15 protein-coding genes are annotated in these 17,884 nt (G+C 71.5%); 3 read left to right on the plus strand and 12 right to left on the minus strand.

Annotation, left to right across the window (positions count from 1 at the left end):
• Positions 1–17: 17 nt before the first annotated feature.
• The gene (locus Dvina_RS05645; protein ID WP_223101285.1) at positions 18–4,292 is read right to left on the minus strand and encodes a HEAT repeat domain-containing protein; all 4,275 of its coding nucleotides are present in this window, start codon (positions 4,290–4,292) and stop codon (positions 18–20) included.
• Between the two features lie 203 nt (positions 4,293–4,495).
• Here Dvina_RS05645 and Dvina_RS05650 point away from each other — a divergent pair, with 203 nt between their 5' ends.
• Positions 4,496–5,464: an SCO2521 family protein gene (locus Dvina_RS05650; RefSeq protein ID WP_223101286.1), complete on the plus strand. Its 969-nt coding sequence runs from the start codon at positions 4,496–4,498 to the stop codon at positions 5,462–5,464.
• Here the strand turns inward: Dvina_RS05650 and Dvina_RS05655 are convergent.
• From Dvina_RS05655 to Dvina_RS05670, 4 genes are all read right to left on the minus strand, one after another.
• Complete coding sequence (locus tag Dvina_RS05655) at positions 5,443–6,414, minus strand: SCO2522 family protein (protein WP_223101287.1); 972 nt, start codon at positions 6,412–6,414, stop codon at positions 5,443–5,445. The genes Dvina_RS05650 and Dvina_RS05655 overlap by 22 nt on opposite strands.
• A complete protein-coding gene (locus Dvina_RS05660) occupies positions 6,411–7,334 on the minus strand; it encodes an SCO2523 family variant P-loop protein (protein ID WP_223101288.1) in 924 nt (307 codons plus the stop codon). Before Dvina_RS05660 ends, Dvina_RS05655 begins: the two co-directional genes overlap by 4 nt.
• A 2-nt stretch (positions 7,335–7,336) precedes the next feature.
• Positions 7,337–9,193, minus strand: a complete 1,857-nt coding sequence (locus Dvina_RS05665; RefSeq protein ID WP_223101289.1) for an SCO2524 family protein — start codon at positions 9,191–9,193, stop codon at positions 7,337–7,339.
• Positions 9,194–9,296: 103 nt separating this feature from the next.
• Positions 9,297–10,250: an FAD-dependent oxidoreductase gene (locus Dvina_RS05670; protein WP_223101290.1), complete on the minus strand. Its 954-nt coding sequence runs from the start codon at positions 10,248–10,250 to the stop codon at positions 9,297–9,299.
• 129 nt (positions 10,251–10,379) lie between these two features.
• On the opposite strand from Dvina_RS05670, the gene Dvina_RS05675 reads away from it, so the two are divergent.
• Positions 10,380–11,123 (plus strand): SCO2525 family SAM-dependent methyltransferase, encoded by a 744-nt coding sequence (locus Dvina_RS05675; protein ID WP_223101291.1) that lies wholly within the window; start codon positions 10,380–10,382, stop codon positions 11,121–11,123.
• A gap of 48 nt (positions 11,124–11,171) precedes the next feature.
• On the opposite strand, the gene Dvina_RS05680 is transcribed toward Dvina_RS05675, so the two are convergent.
• The 6 genes from Dvina_RS05680 to Dvina_RS05705 all read right to left on the minus strand — a co-directional run bounded on the left by Dvina_RS05680 (position 11,172) and on the right by Dvina_RS05705 (position 15,221).
• Entirely contained in the window at positions 11,172–12,356 is a 1,185-nt protein-coding gene (locus Dvina_RS05680; protein ID WP_246656051.1) for a cellulose binding domain-containing protein, read from the minus strand.
• 127 nt (positions 12,357–12,483) lie between these two features.
• A complete protein-coding gene (gene ccrA / locus Dvina_RS05685) occupies positions 12,484–13,824 on the minus strand; it encodes a crotonyl-CoA carboxylase/reductase (protein ID WP_223105351.1) in 1,341 nt (446 codons plus the stop codon).
• A 13-nt stretch (positions 13,825–13,837) separates the two neighbouring features.
• Positions 13,838–14,050 (minus strand): DUF5988 family protein, encoded by a 213-nt coding sequence (locus Dvina_RS05690; RefSeq protein ID WP_246656053.1) that lies wholly within the window; start codon positions 14,048–14,050, stop codon positions 13,838–13,840.
• An 18-nt stretch (positions 14,051–14,068) separates the two neighbouring features.
• Complete coding sequence (locus Dvina_RS05695; protein ID WP_223101293.1) at positions 14,069–14,368, minus strand: hypothetical protein; 300 nt, start codon at positions 14,366–14,368, stop codon at positions 14,069–14,071.
• Complete coding sequence (locus Dvina_RS05700; protein ID WP_223101294.1) at positions 14,365–14,655, minus strand: hypothetical protein; 291 nt, start codon at positions 14,653–14,655, stop codon at positions 14,365–14,367. Before Dvina_RS05700 ends, Dvina_RS05695 begins: the two co-directional genes overlap by 4 nt.
• Positions 14,649–15,221, minus strand: coding sequence for an allene oxide cyclase barrel-like domain-containing protein (locus tag Dvina_RS05705; protein WP_223101295.1), 573 nt, complete (start codon positions 15,219–15,221; stop codon positions 14,649–14,651). Before Dvina_RS05705 ends, Dvina_RS05700 begins: the two co-directional genes overlap by 7 nt.
• Before the next feature lie 224 nt (positions 15,222–15,445).
• Here Dvina_RS05705 and Dvina_RS05710 point away from each other — a divergent pair, with 224 nt between their 5' ends.
• Positions 15,446–16,648 carry an IS110 family RNA-guided transposase gene (locus Dvina_RS05710; RefSeq protein WP_223092370.1) on the plus strand — a complete coding sequence of 401 codons (1,203 nt, stop codon included), beginning with the start codon at positions 15,446–15,448 and terminating at the stop codon, positions 16,646–16,648.
• Between the two features lies 1 nt (position 16,649).
• Here Dvina_RS05710 and Dvina_RS05715 read toward each other — a convergent pair whose 3' ends face one another.
• Entirely contained in the window at positions 16,650–17,807 is a 1,158-nt protein-coding gene (locus tag Dvina_RS05715; protein ID WP_223101296.1) for a glycosyltransferase, read from the minus strand.
• Between the last annotated feature and the right edge of the window lie 77 nt (positions 17,808–17,884).

Consider the following 17,884-nt stretch of genomic DNA (forward strand, 5'->3'; position numbering starts at 1 on the left):
GGCCTGACCTGCCCTGGTCAGGCGTCTGGCAGGTCGGCCGGGTCGGCCTGGGGCAGCCAGGTGAGGGCCTGGGCCAGGAGGTGGCGGGTGTCGGCGTCGCCGGCCGTGCGGGCCCGCTGGATGAACAATGCCCGCACGTCCTCGTCGGCGCCGTGGTAGCGGCCCAGCGCGTGGACCGCCGTGCGGCGCACGGACCAGTCGGGGTCGTCGACCAGGTCGATCAGCAGCGCGCGGGCCTCGGGCCGGCGGGCGCCGCCCTCGTCGAGCGCGGCCACGGCGGCCCGGCGGACCTCGACCTCCTCGTCGTCGCGGGCCCGCTGGACCAGCAGGGCCCGGGCCGCCGGGTCGGCCCCGAAGCGGCGCCCGAGCAGTTCGCACGCCTCGCGCCGGATGGCCGGTTCGGCCGGCGGCCCGGCCCGGTGGCGAAGCAGCGCGGCCAGCGCACCCGTGGCGTCCGGACCCGCCGCGAGGGTTTCCGCGGCGGTGCGGAACACCGCCGGATCGGGATCGTGCTCGGCCCGGTCCCACAGCAGGTCGGCGATCTCGCTGAACGGCTGCCGGGACACAAGCGTCTCGATGGCGGCCAGGCGCACGCCCGCGTAGTCGTCCTCCTGGGCCCGCGCGGCCAGCCGGTCGCAGACCCGCCCGGCATAGTCCCGCCAGTCGGCCAGGGCCTCGGCCGCCTCGCGCACGATCTGTGGCTCGCCGTCCTTTTCAACCCGCAGAAAGAGCTGCGTCTGTACTGCCGGATCAGCGACCGACCGGATGAGCGCCCGGACCGCGGCCAGCCGCACCACGGTGTCGGTCTCGCCGGCGGCCTGGCGGATGATGAGGTCGCGGCTCTGCACGGTGCCGGTGAAGTGCTCGGCGAGCAGCCGGGTCGCGGCCAGCCGGGGGCGGGCCGCCTCGTCGGCCTCGGCCCGGGTGGCGAGGAGCCGGGCGGTATCCGGATCGGGGAACTGCTCGGCCAGCCGGGCCAGTGCGTATTCGCGCACTCCGGCGTCGGTGTCCTCGGTTGCGGCGCGGGCGAGCCGGTCGCGCTCCGGCCCGAACCGCTCGTCCAGGGCCCGCAGCGCGGTCAGCCGGATGCCACCGTCGCTGTCGGCGACGGCCCGGTCGGCCAGCAGCTCCCGCAGGCCGGCGCCCTCCGGCTCGAGCCGCAGCAGCTCGGCCAGCGCCACGCCGCGGGCCCCGGCATCGCGGTCGCCGTCCTTGGCCAGCGCGGCGCGCAGCAGCTCGCGGGCGGTCGCCGGGTCACAGCAGCGGGTCAGCAGGCGCAGCACCCCGCGGCGCACGCCGTCCTCCATGGCCGACCGCGGGGGCGCCGACATCGCCGGCTCGGCGTCGAGCCGGGCCAGCAGCAGGCGGCGGACCTCGGCGGTGGCGCCGAAGCCCGCGATGAGGGCACCGGCGGCGGCCTCCATCACCCCGGCGTCGCTGTCGGCCCGGACCCGATCGATCAGCAGGTCCGTGAGCTCCGGCCGGCCGGCAAAGCGCCGGCCGAGCACCTCCACGGCCGCGCGGCGCACGCGCTCCTGCGGGTCGTGCTTCGCCCGCCCGACCAGCAGCTGGAACACGGCCTCGCGCTCGGGCCGGTCGCCGAGTGTCCGCACCGCCATCAGCCGCAGCTCCGGGAACGGGTCCTCGGCCACCGCGGCGGCCAGCCGGGCCAGCGTCCGGGGCTCGTCGCCGAAGCCGGCGACGAGCGCCTCCAGTGCGGCCAGGCGGACCGCACCGTGCTGGTCGTTCTCGGCCCGGGCGGCCAGCAGCGCGCCGCAGTGGGCCCGCCGGTTGGCCTCCGCCGGGCGGTCGGCCGCCGCCGGTATCGCGGCCACCTCGGCCAGGCCGGCCACGAGCGCGTGCCGGGCCCGGCGGTCGGTGATGGTGCCGAGCTCGGCGTCGAGCAGCCCCTCCAGCCCCTCGTGCGGGGAGGCGAGCAGCGCGGCCAGCCGGGTGGCGAAGGCCGAGCCGCTCCAGCTGACCCGGATGCCGCGCCGGCGGTACCAGTGCGCGAACTCCTCCCGGCCCGGCCAGCGCTCGCCGAGCACGCGGACCGGCGGCAGGATCTCCGCCTCGACGAGGTCGACCGCGGCCCGGTCCTCGACCGTCACGCCGTGCTCGATCAGCAGGATCACCTCGCGCAGCACCGCGCGGGCGGCCGAGGCGATCAGGCGCGGATGGGGTACCTCGGCCACGCACTGCGCGGCGAGCACGAGGTTCCACGGCGGCTGCCGGAACGCACCGGCGGGCCATGGCCGGTTGAGCTCCACGGCGAGCATCTGGATCAGGTTTCCGGCCTGGCTCGCGGGCAGCCGGCCGACGATCAGGCGCAGCACCTCCCGCCACGAGGGATCGGCCCAGCGGTCCCGGAACAGCTGCTGCAGCTTCGGGTACCGGTACGGCTCGTCGCCCCGCTCGAACCGCTCGACGATCGCCTGCGCGCAGAAGAACTCGAGGAACGCCCGGTGCTCGAACCCGTAGGCGGACGGCCCGTACCGGCTCAGGATGAACGTGCGCTCGCGCAGCTGGTCGATGATCGTGCCGGCCATCGCGCTGGCCTGTCCGCGCGGATGCTCGTACTGTTCGACCAGGAAGTCCTCGACAAGCGTCAGCAGCTCGGCCCGGGCGATGTAGTTCCCGCCCAGCCCGACCGGCCCGGACTGCATGAACAGCGCCACCCGTTGCAACAGCGCTTTGGTGTTGTACTCGTCGAGCACCTCGGCCCCGGTGTGGTGCTCGCGCAGGCGCCGCCCCACGTCCCAGTGCCGGATCAGCACATTGGCGGCGTGGTCGTAGAGCGTCCACCGTTCCCGCGGGAGCTCCTGGGTGCGGGCCGTGACCGAGAGGATCGTGAGCAGCAGCGGATTGCCCGCCAGCTCCCGCAGCGCGGCCGAGCCCGCGATCGCCTCGCGCAGCTGGGCCCGGCGCTGCTCGGCCGTCGGCGCCGCCGGATCGCCGACCGGGCCGGACACCGGACCGTGCCAGGCCCGCAGGAAGGCGTCGATCTGCCCGTCGTCGAGGTCGTCCAGCGTGAAGTGCTCGAACCCGCCCCGGGCCAGCGCGCCGCGCGGGTAGCCGGCGAGCCGGGAGGTCACCAGCACCCGGACCCGGGGGTAGCGGGTGGCGAACGTGGCGATCCGCTCGGCGACATCGCCGCGCCACTGCGGGTCGAGGATCTCGTCGAGCCCGTCGAGCAGGAACAGCACCGGCCGCCCGGCCTGCAGGTGCGCGAGCAGTGCTTCGCGCGGCAGCCCGAGCGAGCCTGCGGCCGCGCGCTGGTCGAGGTAGTCCAGGAAGCCGGTGCCGCCGTCGCGGGTGTAGGCGAGGTAGGAGCGCAGCTCGATCGGCACGGGGAGGTACCCGTGCAGACCGGCCAGCCGGCCTTCGGGGTCGGCTCCGGCCAGCGCCAGCGCCACGAACCTGGTCAGCGCGGTCTTGCCCGATCCGGGGTCACCGAGCACGACGATCAGCCGCCGGGCCGGGTCCTGCACGACGTCGAAGAGGCGGTGGCGGACCTTCGACTCGAACGACTCGCGCAGCAGCACGGCCTGCTGCCGGTCCGGCGGCTCGAACTCGCCGCCGGGCCCGTCCTCGGCCTGCAGCCGCCGGCGCCAGGCCCGCGGCAGTTCCGGGGCGGCGTCCTCGCGGACCGAGGGCTCCACGAACACCGACGTGAGCCCGGCGCCGGGCTGCTCCACCGGCGGCCCCAGGCTCAGCGCATCGAGGTCGAGCCCCTCATACTGCCGGCGCAGCTGCCGCAGGTACGTGTCGCGATCCGTGTCGGAGAGCGCCCCGCCGCCCGGCCCCGGCTCCGCGGTGCGCTGCCCCGAACGGAAGTTGGCCAGCGCCGCCGTGACCTGGCTGTCGAGCTGCTGCGGGCTGTTGAAGTAGCTGCACACGTGGCTCCGGGCCAGGTCGGTGCGCAGTGCCTCGATCCGCTCGCGGTCCTCGCCCTGGTCGACGTGCTTGACCGGCCACGCCGCGTCCTCGGCGAGCAGGAAGATGTAGCAGGGCTTGTTGTGCGCCCGGGCCTCCCGATACTCCAGCTCGGTGATCGACTGGTCGGATCCGTCGGGCCGGAACCCGTAGCGCCATGCGAAGAGCCCGATGTAGACATCGCACCGCCGCACGTCGGCCAGGCACTTCTCGAGTGGCGGCCGGCCGTCCGCGACGTACGACTCCATCGCCACGTCCTCGATCGACAACCGGCGTAGGGCGTCGTGAACCTGGGCGCGGTACTCCAGAAGATCCTTCTGTGTGGCCGAGATGTAAGCCTTGTACGACTGCTGCATTGCCGCACGCTCCCGGAGTTGGGCGAGACTCCGCACCTAACGGTAACAACGACCGGCTCGGACGAACCGGCACACACACGCGCAGATGTCGATCAATTGATCCGGCGGCACGGCGTTGTGCGCATTCGGACCCTCGAACAACCCTCGATCCGGCCGCCGATGGCGCGGGCCATGAGGCACCATTGATCGATGGGGGTGACTACATGTTGATCGGGGAGATCCACACGGGCTTGGTGCAGCATTCCACGGCGCTGAGCCTGCCGGAGATGGTGCAGCTGCTGCAGCTCCGGGAGGGGGCACACGTCGCGACCTCGGTCCGGCCGACGTCGTATGCGGCCTCGGCCGAGATTCCGGACGGCGTCGACTGCATGCTGCCCAGCGCGGCGCACCGGCGGGTCCGGGCCGTCGGCACCATGCTGTCGCGGGCGTCGATCATCGGCGGGCGGGTGATCCAGGCGTCGGCCGCGGCATCGGTGGAGACCAGCGCGGCCGGTCGGCGCCTGGCCTGGCCGCACTACATCGCCCGGGCCGGGCGGCTCGAGGTGATCGGCAAGTGGGACCCGGCCGACATGGTCGACGGCTTCCTGCGGCCGCGGCCGGGCGCGGCGGCGGAGGAGGAGCGGCTGGAGCCGGGCGGTATCGCGACGCGGCTCATCGACCGGGTCCAGATGGCCGAGGCCCTGGACCGGTCGCCTCCGCTGCGCGCGGCCCGCACGCATCTGCGCTGGGCCGTTCATATCGACGAGGCCCGGGCCGACGACGGTCTGCTGACATTCACAGTGGACGCTGACGGACAGCGCAGCCTCGAGATGGTCCTGGGGTCGCAGGACGCCGCGGAGGCCGAGGGGCTGTGCCGCGACCTGGCCCTGCACGACTGGCTGCTGACGACGGTGAACGCGGCCCTCGACGCGGCCCACACGGCCCCGCCCGGCGCGGTGCCGCGGGCCGCGCGGCTCGGGCCGGTGGTGGAGCACCTGTCGCGCCTGTGGACGCCCGGCGCACGGGTGGCGCCGGCCATGCTGACGGCCTGGGAGCAGCTCGAGCGGCGCCCCGGATTCACCCGGCAGTGGCAGTCGTCAATAGCCGCGGCCCGGGACCTGCTCGCCGTGGCGACGTTCGAGCTGCTGCATACTGCTCGGCCGGCCGGTGCTCAGTCGTTGACGAAGACGTAGCCCATGCGCTTGATCAGCTGCTCGGGGACCGGCACGCCCTCGTGCCGGCTGCGCGCCGCGAGCTCGTCGAGGACGGCCGGGTCGGGCGAGACCTGACTCAGGATCGTGCGGACCGCGGCCACCTCGACGGAGAGGAAGTGCTCGCGCAGGACGGTGTTGGTGCGGTACGCCGCGAAGGGCCACGCCCGCTCGTTGAGCTGGAGCACCCCGGGCAGGTGCTCCCACTCCTCGGGCCAGTCCTCGTCGCGGTCCTGGCCGCGCGGCCGGACCGCCGGCTCGCCGTTGTGGCGCAGCAGGCCCAGGCGCAGCAGCTGCCAGACCGAGGCCAGGAAGGCGCAGGAGTAGACCTTCGACCCGTGCTGGTCGCGGGACCACAGCTCCACGTCCACGAAGATCGAGTGCCCGGTCGGATTGTTTTCGCGGGGTGCCTCCCAGGAGGATGGCTCGTGCATGGCCGGTGCGACGCTCCCCGGCGTGCGCTGGCCGTTGCACAGCCACCCGGCCTCCACCACCGGCGGCCGGCCGCCCGTCGTGGCCGGTGGGGGATCGGACACCAGGTAGGACAGCACGAGCTCGGCCAGCGGGATTCCGTCGGCCACCGCGCAGTTCGACTCGCGGGCCAGGTAGTCGATCGTCAGGCCGTTGTCAGCGGCGGCCTTCTGCAGCCGCTCGATCGTCTCGCGCGGGCCGGGCATGCCGGGCAGGTGGTCGTTGATGAGGAAGCAGGTGCTGATCCGGGGCCGGACCCCCTTGGGCAGCCGGGCCTCGCACGCCGCCCGGGCCTGGTGGACCCAGGGGGCCACCTGCGCGAGGTGCTCCTCGACCCGGTTGCCGCGGCCCCGGAAGTCCTCCGCGTAGAGATGCCCGACCTCGATCGAGACATGGGACAGCGGCAGCGATACGGTCCGCGGCCGGCGGTCCGGTTCGCGGTACTCCACGTTCGTGATCATCGGAGCACCTCCCAGGCGTCGTCGTCGATCACATCCCGGGCCAGCTTCTCGAATGCCTCGACGGTCGCCTGATTCGCGATCTTGCGTTCGTAGAGGTCGTTGTCGGAGATCAGCTGCTCGCGCCATTGCAGCAGCGGGTCCAGCGGGATCTGGGCCAGGACGGTGGTCCGGCCGATCCGCAGCGAACTGGCCAGCTCGATGAGCTTGGCATTGCTGTCACGCAGGAATGCGATCTGGGACGGCCGCAGGATGGAGATGTCCTCGGCGAACGGGTCGATGACCGCCGTGCGGACGAACCGCAGCCGGTTCTGCAGGTCATCGCGGTCGTGCCCGCAGCGGGCGCCCAGCTCGAGGATGCCACCGGGGTTGTTGACGAGGCCGGCCGCCGCGTTGACGTGCTGGTTGGTCCATCGGTGGAAGACCAGCCAGCGGGACAGGATCTTGCGCATGCTGGGCAGCGCGGTCGCCTTGAGCGCCAGCTCGGTGGCGTAGGAGCGCCCGGCGCTCAGATCGACGATGACCACGTCGAACTGCTCCTCCAGCCGCAGGAACAGCTCGGCGCACAGCTTCACCATCTCCGCGGTGGTCGGGAACTCCGAGCCGCTGGCATCGCCGGGGAACAGCGCGAGCTGACCGGCGCCGGCCGGCCGCAGCCGCAGGCTCGAACGCTCCGAGGCGCCCCACACGTCCAGCCGCTCCGGGTTGGCGACCCGGCCCTGCAGGTAGCTGTGCAGGCCACCGCCGCTGCGTGTGCCGTTGAAGACCCCCTCGATACCAAAGATCGCCCCGGCGGTCGGCGAGCCGAAGTCGAAGTCGAGGTAGCACACCTCGCGGTTGGCCAGGGCGCTGCGGAACGCCACGTTGCAGCTGGTGACCGAGCGGCCGGTACCACCCTTGTCGGAGGCGGCGAAGAGCAGCATCGTCAGATCCCCTCACTGTCGCTGCGCCCCGCGGCGAGGTCGTTGAGGATGTTGAGCACGTTGGCGGCCAGCACGGCCGCCGTGCCCGGCCGCTCACGGACCACCTCGCGGGCGCGCCGGAGGCTGGCTCGCACGTTCTTCGTCTCCATCGCCAGCGGCCGGACGTTGCCGCGCAGCAGCTCGCGGTCGAAGAGCTGCTCGGCCTCGTTGAGCAGCTCGACCGCGTGGGCCGAGAGAATGTCGCTGTGCAGGGGCGGCCGGTCGAGCACGGCGGTGGTCTGCACGAGGGCCGCGACCACCCGCTCGGTGATCAGCCAGGACGGCTCACCTGATGCCTCCAGGGCCAGCTGCGGGAACGCGCCGCTCGGGTCGTCCCAGAGATTGCGGCCGAATCCGCCCTGCAGCCGGCGCAGCCCCAGGTGCTCCCACACCTCGTCGGCTAAGGCCAGGTACGCGTAGCGCTCACGGATGTCGATCAGCAGCCCGGCCACGGCGACGATCCGGTAGAGCAGCAGCGGCGTGAACTCGGGCACGAACCACGCTAGCCGGGGCACCTTCTCGCCCTTCGTCCCGACGGTGTCGCTGCCGAGCAGCCCCAGCCGGACACCCGGGTGGTGCAGCTGCAGCGCCGAGTCGTCGGTGTAGGGTCGCCGGATCGTGCGGCCCCGGTTGGCCAGTTCGATGAGCACGTTGCCGATCCGCTGCAGCTGGGCCTCGTTGCTGCGGTTCTGCAGCAGCCCCATGACGGCCAGGGACGTCACCTGCAGCGTGAAGTAGTCGCTCTCCAGACCGTCGATGGTCCGCCAGGGCACGTCCTCGATCGGCCACCGCCCGGCCTGGCCGTAGGTGGCGACCGTGGCCCAGTAGGAGCGGGTCAGGTCGAAGCGCAGCTGCAGCGCCCGGGCCAGCCGCTCCTGCTCCTGGTTGAGCAGGCCCATGGCGCGGGTGCGCTCGGAGAACAGGTCCTCGATCGCGTGGAGCGCGATGACGGTGAAGTAGAGGTAAGGCGCGTCCTCGGCCACCCCCGCGCGCTGCTCGCCGATCTGCTCGGAATCGTCGAGGACGACAAGTGGGGCCTTCTCCACGATGCTCCAGGACCAGCCGCATTCGAAGAGCTGGCTCGGGCTGTCGATGTCGGTCATGCCGCCCGAGCCGATCAGCACCTCACGGAAGCTGGCAGTGGTCTGGGCCAGCGACCGGCGCAGACCCGCGACCACCTCGCGGGTGGGCTGCTGACCCTGGTTGACCATCCGGATCAGCTGTACGCCGTATTCGGAGTCGGCGTCGAAGACGTTGACACTGAAGCTGCGCAGCAGGCCGACCATCGCCGCCGTCAAGCGGCTCGACGCCAGCCGGCTCAGCTCGTCGATCTGCTCCCACACGGCCGGGCGCCGGGTGGTCTGCCGGAAGAACTTCGCGAAGCCGATCGTGGCCAGGGACAGGGTGACGGCCATCGCATAGGCGTCGACGATGTCGAGGCCGCGCTGCTCCTCGGTCGGCTCCGGGTCGTCGTCCTGCTCGGCGGCGAAGTAGCTGCCGCCCGCGAAGGTCGGGGTGCCCGCCTCGTCGATGTAGGTCCGGTAGTACTCGAGCAGGACCCCGATCATCTTGCGCGGAATCTCCGACGCGCCACCCAGGGCCTTCAGTGCCTCGATCATTTCCTGGCCGGTGCGGTCCGGGTTGTCGATCGCGAAGGCCTGCACCTTGAACGTCGGCAGCAGGATGCACAGCAGCTGCTCGGCGTCGCTGATGCAGTTGCGCCCGTGCCGGCCGCCCCAGTGCCATTGCTCGCGCCGCCACGAGTAACGGATGGTGGCGCGCCAGATATCCAGCAACTCTTGGCGGGGTTGCATCCTCATGCGATTACCACCGGATCATCGCGGCCGATCAACGATGATCGACATTGGCGGGCATACATCTACCAGATCGTATCCGCCGCATCGACGCTCTGCCGCGTCAATGTCATGTCAGCAGGCGGCCGACTTTCTGGGCGCAGCCCCACGAGAGGCTGAGCCCGGCGGCGCCGTGACCGTAATTGTGGATCACTGATCCGTCATGCGCGTCGAACTCCACCCGGGGCTTTGGTCGCCGGGCCGGTCGCAGCCCGATCCGGTAACCGGTCTGCGTCGCCTCGCGGAGCTTCGGCTCCACCTCCACGCAGCGCTTGAGAATGGCCGCCGCAACTTTGCGCCGGGGCTCCTCGGATTCACAGAGCTCGGCGAAGTGGCCGCCGAGCAGGACGTGATCCTTGTGCGGGAAGATGTAGGTCAGGTCGGTCCCGGGTGCGTCTTCCTGGAAGAACTCCTCGATGCCCGGATTCTTGACCTCGATGAGCAGGCCCTTGATGGCGTACATGTCGGGATCGGGCACCAGGTCGCGGGCGCCGAGCCCGGTGCAGTTGACCACGAACTCGGCCATCCCGCGCACCTCGTCGAGGGACCTGAGCCGGGGATGGTGCAGATCCAGCTTCACCCCTGCGTTCTCGTTGCGCTTGAGGAGGTAGTCGAGGTAGATCGGCATGTCGACAAGCGGGACCGTGTAGCGCCAGGCCGAGCGGTACTTCGAGGGAAATCGCCGGAGCTCCTCGGGGCACGGCCGAAAGTTTCGAGTGGGCCTCGCCCAGTCCGGCGGATCGGCCTTGACGGAGAGCTCGAGTCCCGCGGCCATGCGCACGCCGCTGGTTTTGTCCTCCTCGGCGATGCGCTCCAGCTCGGGTCGGGTCGCCTCGGCCCAGCTCAGGCACTCGTCGTCGCCGACGAGATAGGGTCCCCAAATGGCACCGGCCACGGCCGACGTGGTCTGTCTCGGTTCCCGATCGGCGATGAGGTGGACTGAATGTCCACGCTCCGCCAAGTGCGCAGCGGTCGTCAGGCCGGAAACGCCTGCGCCGATTATGAGGATGTCCGGCCACGCCATCAGACGAGATTAGCAATTTCTCGGGATCGGTGATGCGTCCGAGTCACTCATTCGAATGAAAACGTGTGGCTAGTCCTTGATTCCCAGGTGGTTCTATTGCGATCGATGCTGAGGGGGCGAGGGAAAACTTTGTACAACGCCGATGCTGAGTGGGACAGATTTCGGCCGAACTGGTACCAGCGCCGGCACTATAGGTCGGTTCGCGACGATGATCGGCGGATATTGACCCATACGCGTGACCATTTCGCTGCTCACGCCCCTGGGGAGGGCGCTGTCGGGCTGGACGTCGGGCCCGGGCCGAATCTCTACCCGGCGCTGGCGATGCTGCCGTTCTGCTCCCGGGTCGACCTGATCGAGTACTCGTCGACGAATGTTCAGTGGCTGCAGCGCCGGGCGGCCGGGCTCGAAGCGGATGACGGGGAGGACTGGGCACCGTTCTGGGCGGTGCTCGCCGAGAACGCGGCCTACGCCGAGCGGGGCGGGGACCAGCCGCTGCGGCAGGTTGCCGACAAGGTCGTCGTCACGCCCGGCAGTGTGTTCGATCTTCCCGAGGCGCAATGGGACGTCGGGACGATGTTCTTCGTTGCCTGCTCCATCTCGAGTGAGGTCGACGAGTTCTACGAGGCCGTCCGGTGCTTCCTGCACGCGCTGCGGCCCGGCGCCCCGTTCGCCGCGGCGTTCATGATCGGTTCCGACGGCTACCAGGTGGACGGTGTGGAGTTTCCGGCGGTCCGGGTGGGCCAGACGATGATCGAGGAGGCGATCCGGGACATGGCCGGCGACGCCAAGGTCATCCCGATTCCCAGCGGCGGTGGCGATCCGCTGCGTGACGGGGTGGAGATGGCGCTGGCGCTCGGGCTGCGGGCCGGGTGAGCTGATGCAGGAGGGTCGCCTCCCCGGCGAGGAAGCGACCCTGATACCTCAGGACAGGGTGCAGGTCACGGCGGGGAGGGCGTTGGTGGTGTTGTTCCAGCTCGCCAGGAAGCCCAGCGCGGCGGAGCCGTTGGGGGCCAGGGAGCCGTTGTAGGTGGCGTTGCGGGCGGTCACCGTGGCGCCCGACTGGGTCAGGGTGGTGTTCCAGGACTGCTGGACCTGCTGGCCGTTGGCGAAGGTGAAGGTGGCGGTCCAGGCGGTGGCGGGGGTGGGTGCGGTGTTGGTGACCGTCACCTCGGCCTGGAAGGAGCCGCCCCACTGGGAGATGATCTTGTAGCTGGCGGTGCAGGCGCCGGTGCTGGAGGAGCGTGACGGGGACGCCGACGCGGATGCCGACCTCGACGGGGAGGTCGAGGCCGACGGAGAGGTCGAGCGGGACGGTGAGGCCGAGCCTGACGGGGACGTCGAGCGGGACGGGGAGGGCGAGGCGGAGCCCGACGGGGTGACGCCGCCGAGGACCTTGGTGATCGCCGGGTACCAGGCGTCGGACATCTTCTGGAAGCCCGTGTCGTTCGGGTGCACGCCGTCGCCGGTGTCGGCCACGGCGTCGAAACCCGTCCACAGGTCGGCCAGCGTGATGGGGGACTGGGCGGTGGTCAGGCCGGCGGCCCAGGATGGCAGGGCCTGGTCGAAGGCCTGGACGTCGGCCGGGCAGGTGGCGCAGGCGGCGGCGCTCATCGGGATGATCTGGGCGACGATGATCTTCACGTTGGGGTTCTGGGCGCGCATCTGGCCGATCAGCTTCGTGAACGCGGTGAGCTTGGTGGCCAGGGGGATGTAGCCGCCCCACATGTCGTTGGTGCCCAGGTGGACCAGGATGACGTCCGGGTTGGCGGCGGCCAGCCACGGGGGGAGCTGGTTGTTGTCGGCGATCCCGGTGGCGGAGTAGCCGCCGTGGCCCTCGTGGTCGAAGTCGTAGGCGTAGCCGGGGTTGCAGCCGCCGCCGTCGGAGACGCCGCCCACGAAGTCGATGTTCGAGTAGCCGGTCGTCACCAGGCGGTGCCAGAGCTTGGCCCGCCAGCAGCCGGGGCCGGCGGTGATGGAGTCGCCGAGCGGCATGATGCGCACGGGGGTGGTGGCCGACATGGCGGGGCCGGCCGGCTGGAGGACGACCAGCCCGAGGGCGGCCAGCACGACCGCCAGGAGGGCAGGAAGGAACGACTTGCGGAGCATGGGGGCAGGACCTCTCGTAGAAAGAGGGACGAGGTGCAGGTCAGCCGGCTCCCACGGGCATCGCGCGAGGTCGATGCTACAAACACGATGGAGGGCGGCGCGACCCCTCGGGCCGCGCCGCCGGTCCTCAGACGGCCACCGGCAGGCGCAGGGGGTTGAGCCGCGCCTCGCCCAGGGCCTCCCGGCGGGCCGGGTCGGTCACGCCCAGGCCGGGTGACGGGGCCATGCACAGCACGCCGAGCTTGCCGAGGTGGCCGTTGTTCTGCACGAGGCGGGCCGCCTCCGGGGCCTCGTCGAGCGTGTAAGTCTCAGAGATCGTCGGGTGCAGCCGGCCCAGCTCGACCAGGCGCATGCACTCGGAGAGCTCCTGGAGGTTGGCGGCGTGACTGCCGACGATCCGCTTCAGCTTCATCCACAGATAGCGGTTGTCGTACCGGTGGTCGTAGCCGGTGCTGGAGCCGCACGTGACGACCGTGCCGCCGCGGCGGGCCACGTACAGCGAGATCGGGAACGTCGCCTTGCCCACGTAGTCGAAGACGATGTGCGGGTCCTCGCCGAACCGGGCCCGGATCGCGGCGCCCAGCCGGCGGCCGCTGTCGATCGCCGCCGCCGGATCGTCGCCGGCGTGCGGGGACAGGCCGATCTCGTCGCGCTGGAGGACCAGGTCGCAGCCGAGCTCGCGCAGGGCCCGGGCCTTCGCCGCGGAGCCGACGACGCCGACCGCGATCCCGCCGCCGTTGCGGACCAGCTGGACCGCGTAGGAGCCGAGGCCGCCGGTGGCGCCCCAGATCAGCACGATGTCGCCCTGCTTGAAGCGGGCGCCGCGGTCGCTGACCAGCATCCGGTACGCGGTCCCCGCACACAGCGGGATCGAGGCCGACTCCTCCCAGGTCAGGTGGGCCGGCTTGCGTACCAGCTGCGAGGCCCGGACGACCGCGTAGTGGGCCAGGCCCCCGAAGTTCGTCTCGAAGCCCCACACCCGCTGCTCGGCACCCAGCATGCCGTCGGCGTGCGTGGCCGGCTCCTGGTCGTCGGCGTAGACGCAGCTGACGACCACGTGGTCGCCGGTCTTCCACCGGCGCACGCCGTCGCCGACGCGCACGATGACGCCCGCGCCGTCGGAGCCGAGCACGTGGTACGGCAGGTCGTGCCGGGCCTCCCAACGCCCCTGGCGGGCGAAGCGGCGCAGGAACCCGAACGTCGGGACCGGCTGGAACAGCGCCGACCAGATGGTGTTGTAGTTGATGGAGCTGGCCATCACCGCCACCAGCACCTCGTCCGGCGCCAGCTCGGGCATGGCGACCCGGCCCAGCCGCAGGGACGAGCGCACGTCGGGCGCCGCGACCCCGCGGAACATGTCCTGGTCGGCGGCGTCGAGGTACAGCGCCGGGTAGTCGCGCGGCACCGGCGCGGTGGCCAGTACCTCGGGCGACGCGTTGTTCAGCACCGCCTCGGTGAGTGCATCCAGCACGACGATCTCCCTACTCGGCGACCTTGGTCCGCATGGTCCAGCGATAGACGGCCGGCCCGGCACTGACCGGCCCCGGCAACATCGCCGGTGCGCGCTCGAAGTGCTCGTGCCCACCGTAGTGGTTCACCTTGATCTTGTCGGTTCCGTCGGTGACGAACTGGTTGCGCAGCTCGGTGGGCAGGTCGGCCGGGCCGCCCTCGAGCACCGCTTGGATCTCCAACACGAGCGCCTCCAAAGTGGGTCAAGCACAGCGGGCGCCGCCGAAGGAGCGGCTGCCGAAGGTCCCCATGTGCAGCTCGCCCGCCATCCGGTCACCCGAGACGGTCGCGCGGCCGGTGCAGCGCAGGACGTCCTCGCGCGGCAGGTGCGAGGTCCAGGTGAGGCTGTCGCCGTCGATGCGACCGTCCTCCACCGCGACCACGCCCTCGGTGATGGTCAGGGTGCCGGTGAACGTCGCCCCGGCGGAGCTGAGCGACAGCATCCACTCCAGATCGCCCCGGGGCGTGTGGGCGAGCAGCCGCCACCGGCCGTCGATGGTCATCTGGTGCCTCCCGTGCCGGCGAACCAGCGCCGCCAGCGCGGCGTGTCCCGGCGGTAGAAGTCGGCCCACAGCTCCAGCTCCACCGGCGTCGGCGGGGCGTAGCTGCGGCGGTCGGGCGCCGCGGGCAGCGGCGCCGGCTTGTGTCCGCGCTCGAGCACGGCCGTCTCGGGCGCGCTCGGTGTCGGCGGCGGCATCAGCCACACGAAGCAGAAGGCCGCGTAGGGCGCACCCCGCTCCAGCAGGTCGAGCACGAACCGGACGGCCCGCGCCAGATATCCGATCAGCACAGCACGAAGGCCGTCTCATAGTGCGGCGGGCGCTGGTTGGGGTCCTTGAGGGCGAGTGTCACGTAGCCGCTGCGGCCCGCGTAACGCCCGCCGGTCCCGCGGACCTGCAGCACGGCGGTCATCCGCCGCAGCATCGCGGTGCAGTCGATGACGCCTGTGGTCTCGAAGGTACCGTCGGTCAGCTCGGTGGTACTGCGGTGGAACTGCCACATGTGCGGCGCCATCGACAGCACCACCGCGGTGCCTGTCGCGGCCCCGAGCCGGTTGCCGTCGGCGTCGTAGTAGCCGTCGACGTACTCGACGAGCGAGCCCGTGCCGTCGGTGTCCTTGGCGTCGTGCACCACCAGCCGCTCGACCTTCTCGGTGAGGCCGGCGAGGACGATGCACTTGGCCACGGCGTCGGCCGGGGAGTCGGCGGCGGGGTCGTGCACACCGGCCGCGGTGGCGGCGGCGACGGCGAGGGCCTCCACGCCGACCGGGCCGGGGTCCACAATGGACTCCTGCAGCGCGGCCGCGCCCGTGTTCAGCGCCCGCTCGTCGATCTGCTCATCGGCAATTGTCGTCATGCTGCCCTACCTTTCATAGCGAGCCCAGGTTTGATATTGATCTGGGTTGACGCGGGCGAGGCAGGTATGGCTTTCATGCTGGCTGCCGTCGATGGTTCAGGACGCATGGCCGCCTGCCTCGTCTGCTCTTGCTGACTGCTGATTGGGCTCTGCGATCCATCGCTGTGTAGGGCGTTGACGGCGGCAAGAGCGCGCGGTGACAGGCCATGGGAGAAGGGAGTCAGATGGCTGTCGCGGTCGGAGTCGATGTGGCCAAGGAACTGCACTGGGCCGCCATCGTGCACACCGAGACCGGGAAACTGCTGGCCAGCTGCAAGGTAGCCAACGAACCGGCGGCGATCCATGAGTTGATCGACCAGATCCACGCGGCCGAGGGCGATCACGGCCCGGCGACGGTCGCGATCGACGTACTCGGCGGGATCGCCGGGCTGTTGCAGGTCATGCTCAGCGACGCCGGCTTGGACCTGGTCCACGTATCCGGGCTGGCAGTCAACCGGGCCCGGCGGGCCACCCGCGGTGGCGAGCACAAGTCGGATCCGCGCGATGCCAAGGTGATCGCCGATCAGATCCGGCTGCGCCGCGAGGAACTGCGCCCGGTCACCACCGACACCGACGCCGATGCCGAACTGCGGCTGCTGGCCGGACGCCGCCGGGAGCTCGTGGTCGATCAGACCCGCCGCATCGCACGGCTGCGGGACCTGCTCGCCTCGATCCATCCCGGCCTCGAACGCGTGCTCGACCCGACCAACAAAGCCGATGCCGCACTGCTGGCCCGCTATGTCACCCCGGCCGAAATCCGCCGCGCCGGCCGCAACCGGATCATCACCTACCTGCGCACCACCGGCCGGCACAACACCGCCGTCATCACGGCCTTGGCCGACAAAGCCCTGACCGCCGCAACCGGGCAGCACCTCACGGTGCCCGGCGAGGCAGTCGCTGCCGACATCGTGCGTGACCTCGCCCGCGAGGTGCTCGCCGGCCGCGACAAACTCGCCGCGATCGACGCCCGGCTCGCCGAGGCGCTCACCCGCCACCCTGACGCGGCCCTCGTCCAGTCCCTGCCCGGGATGGGGGCCACCCTGACCGCCGAGTTCCTCGCCGTGGCAGGCGGCATCAGCCGATTCGCCAGCGGCAACCAGCTCGCCTCCGCAGCCGGACTCGCCCCCGTGCTGCAACAATCCGGCAAGATGCACTACCTGCGCCGCGCCAACGCCGGCGACAAAACCCTCAAACGCATCTTCTACCAATCGGCGTTCTGCGCCCTGCAACGAGACCCGGCCAGCCGCGCCTTCTACGACCGCAAACGAGCCGAAGGAAAGCGGCACCACCAAGCCCTCATCGCCCTGGCCCGCCGACGCATCAACGTCCTGCACGCCATCCTGCGCACCCGGCAGCCCTACCAAGCAAACTTTGCTCTCGCCTCTTGACTCAGACATTAGGCTGCGTTCCCTCCTTCGGGGCAGTACACATGCCGCGTATCTGCCGTGAAACTGCGGCCGGCCCGGGCAGTGCGCGCACCCGGGCGGCGAGATCGGCGGCCCGGCGGGCGCTGCGCGGGTCGGCGAGCATCCGCGCGGCGGCCTCGCCGATGGTGGCCGCAGTGGCGGCCGGGCCGGTGAAGGTGACCGCGCAGCCGTGCCGGTCCAGGCACTCGGCGGTGGTGAACTGGTCGGTGGACTGCGGCACGATCAGCTGCGGCACGCCGGACACGGCCGCGGTCATCGACGTGCCCGACCCGCCGTGGTGCACCACCAGGTCGCACTCGGGCAGCGTGAGGTTCAGCGGCGCCCACCCGGTGTGCACGACCTCCGGCGGCAGCGGCGCGAACTCGCGGACCAGCTCGGCGTCGAGGCCGACGACCAGCTCCACGCCGAGGCCGGCCAGCTCGTCGAGGAGCTTGCGGAAGAACTCGGCGGTGGTCGTCGAGCCGTGCCGGACCAGCAGGCTGCCGAACGTGACGAGGGCCCGGCGCCGCCCGGGGGCCCGCGGCGGGAGCGCGGTGCGGACCGAGTCGCCGTTGTACGGCACGTAGCGCATCGCCATCCCGCGCGGAGGCGTCGCATCGGGCCAGAGGGCCGGCGGCGACGGGTGCAGCCGGGCGATAGGGGGTGCTAGGGGGGTCCCGGTGCGCTCCCGCACCAGGGCGTCGGCGGCCGCCGTGAACTGCGGCGGGGCGGGCAGGCCCCAGCTGTGCTCCAGCCACGGCAGGCCCCGCTCGGCGGCGACGATCCGCCCCGCCGTCTCCGCGGGCTCACTGACGATCAGATCCGGTGTGTACTGCGAGACGAGCGCCCGCAGCGCGGGAAGCGAGCGCAGCGCCAGATCGGCCCACCCGCGCCCGCTCAGCGCGAAGCCGGACTCGAGCGGCGCCGCGGCGTCGTCGACGACGCTCACCCGCGCGTAGTCGCGCAGCGTGGCGTCGCCGATGACCGCGACCGGCAGGCCGGTGCGGCTGACCCGATCGGTGAACCCGGGCGCGGGGGTGGTCACGAGGACCTCGTCGCCGGCGCAGCGCATCGCCCAGGCGAGCGGCACCATCGGGAACAGGTGACCCACCTGCGGCACCGAGGTGAACAACACACGCATGGCCGTCAGCCTTCCGTCGCTGTGGGTGCCGCGCTTGCGAACCACCCGAAACCAGACCATGCCGAGATCACCTAAGC

It is taken from the genome of Dactylosporangium vinaceum (genome assembly GCF_019904175.1).
Lineage (GTDB): Bacteria > Actinomycetota > Actinomycetes > Mycobacteriales > Micromonosporaceae > Dactylosporangium > Dactylosporangium vinaceum.

Bases quoted from the DNA above. Each gene is read 5' to 3' on its own strand.
- Dvina_RS05660 (WP_223101288.1), bottom strand. From the start codon at position 7,334: ATGCTGCTCTTCGCCGCCTCCGACAAGGGTGGTACCGGCCGCTCGGTC.
- Dvina_RS05650 (WP_223101286.1), top strand. From the start codon at position 4,496: ATGTTGATCGGGGAGATCCACACGGGCTTGGTGCAGCATTCCACGGCG.
- Dvina_RS05655 (WP_223101287.1), bottom strand. From the start codon at position 6,414: ATGATCACGAACGTGGAGTACCGCGAACCGGACCGCCGGCCGCGGACC.
- Dvina_RS05715 (WP_223101296.1), bottom strand. From the start codon at position 17,807: ATGCGTGTGTTGTTCACCTCGGTGCCGCAGGTGGGTCACCTGTTCCCG.
- Dvina_RS05670 (WP_223101290.1), bottom strand. From the start codon at position 10,250: ATGGCGTGGCCGGACATCCTCATAATCGGCGCAGGCGTTTCCGGCCTG.
- Dvina_RS05705 (WP_223101295.1), bottom strand. From the start codon at position 15,221: ATGACGACAATTGCCGATGAGCAGATCGACGAGCGGGCGCTGAACACG.
- Dvina_RS05645 (WP_223101285.1), bottom strand. From the start codon at position 4,292: ATGCAGCAGTCGTACAAGGCTTACATCTCGGCCACACAGAAGGATCTT.
- Dvina_RS05695 (WP_223101293.1), bottom strand. From the start codon at position 14,368: ATGACCATCGACGGCCGGTGGCGGCTGCTCGCCCACACGCCCCGGGGC.
- Dvina_RS05710 (WP_223092370.1), top strand. From the start codon at position 15,446: ATGGCTGTCGCGGTCGGAGTCGATGTGGCCAAGGAACTGCACTGGGCC.
- Dvina_RS05680 (WP_246656051.1), bottom strand. From the start codon at position 12,356: ATGCTCCGCAAGTCGTTCCTTCCTGCCCTCCTGGCGGTCGTGCTGGCC.
- Dvina_RS05665 (WP_223101289.1), bottom strand. From the start codon at position 9,193: ATGAGGATGCAACCCCGCCAAGAGTTGCTGGATATCTGGCGCGCCACC.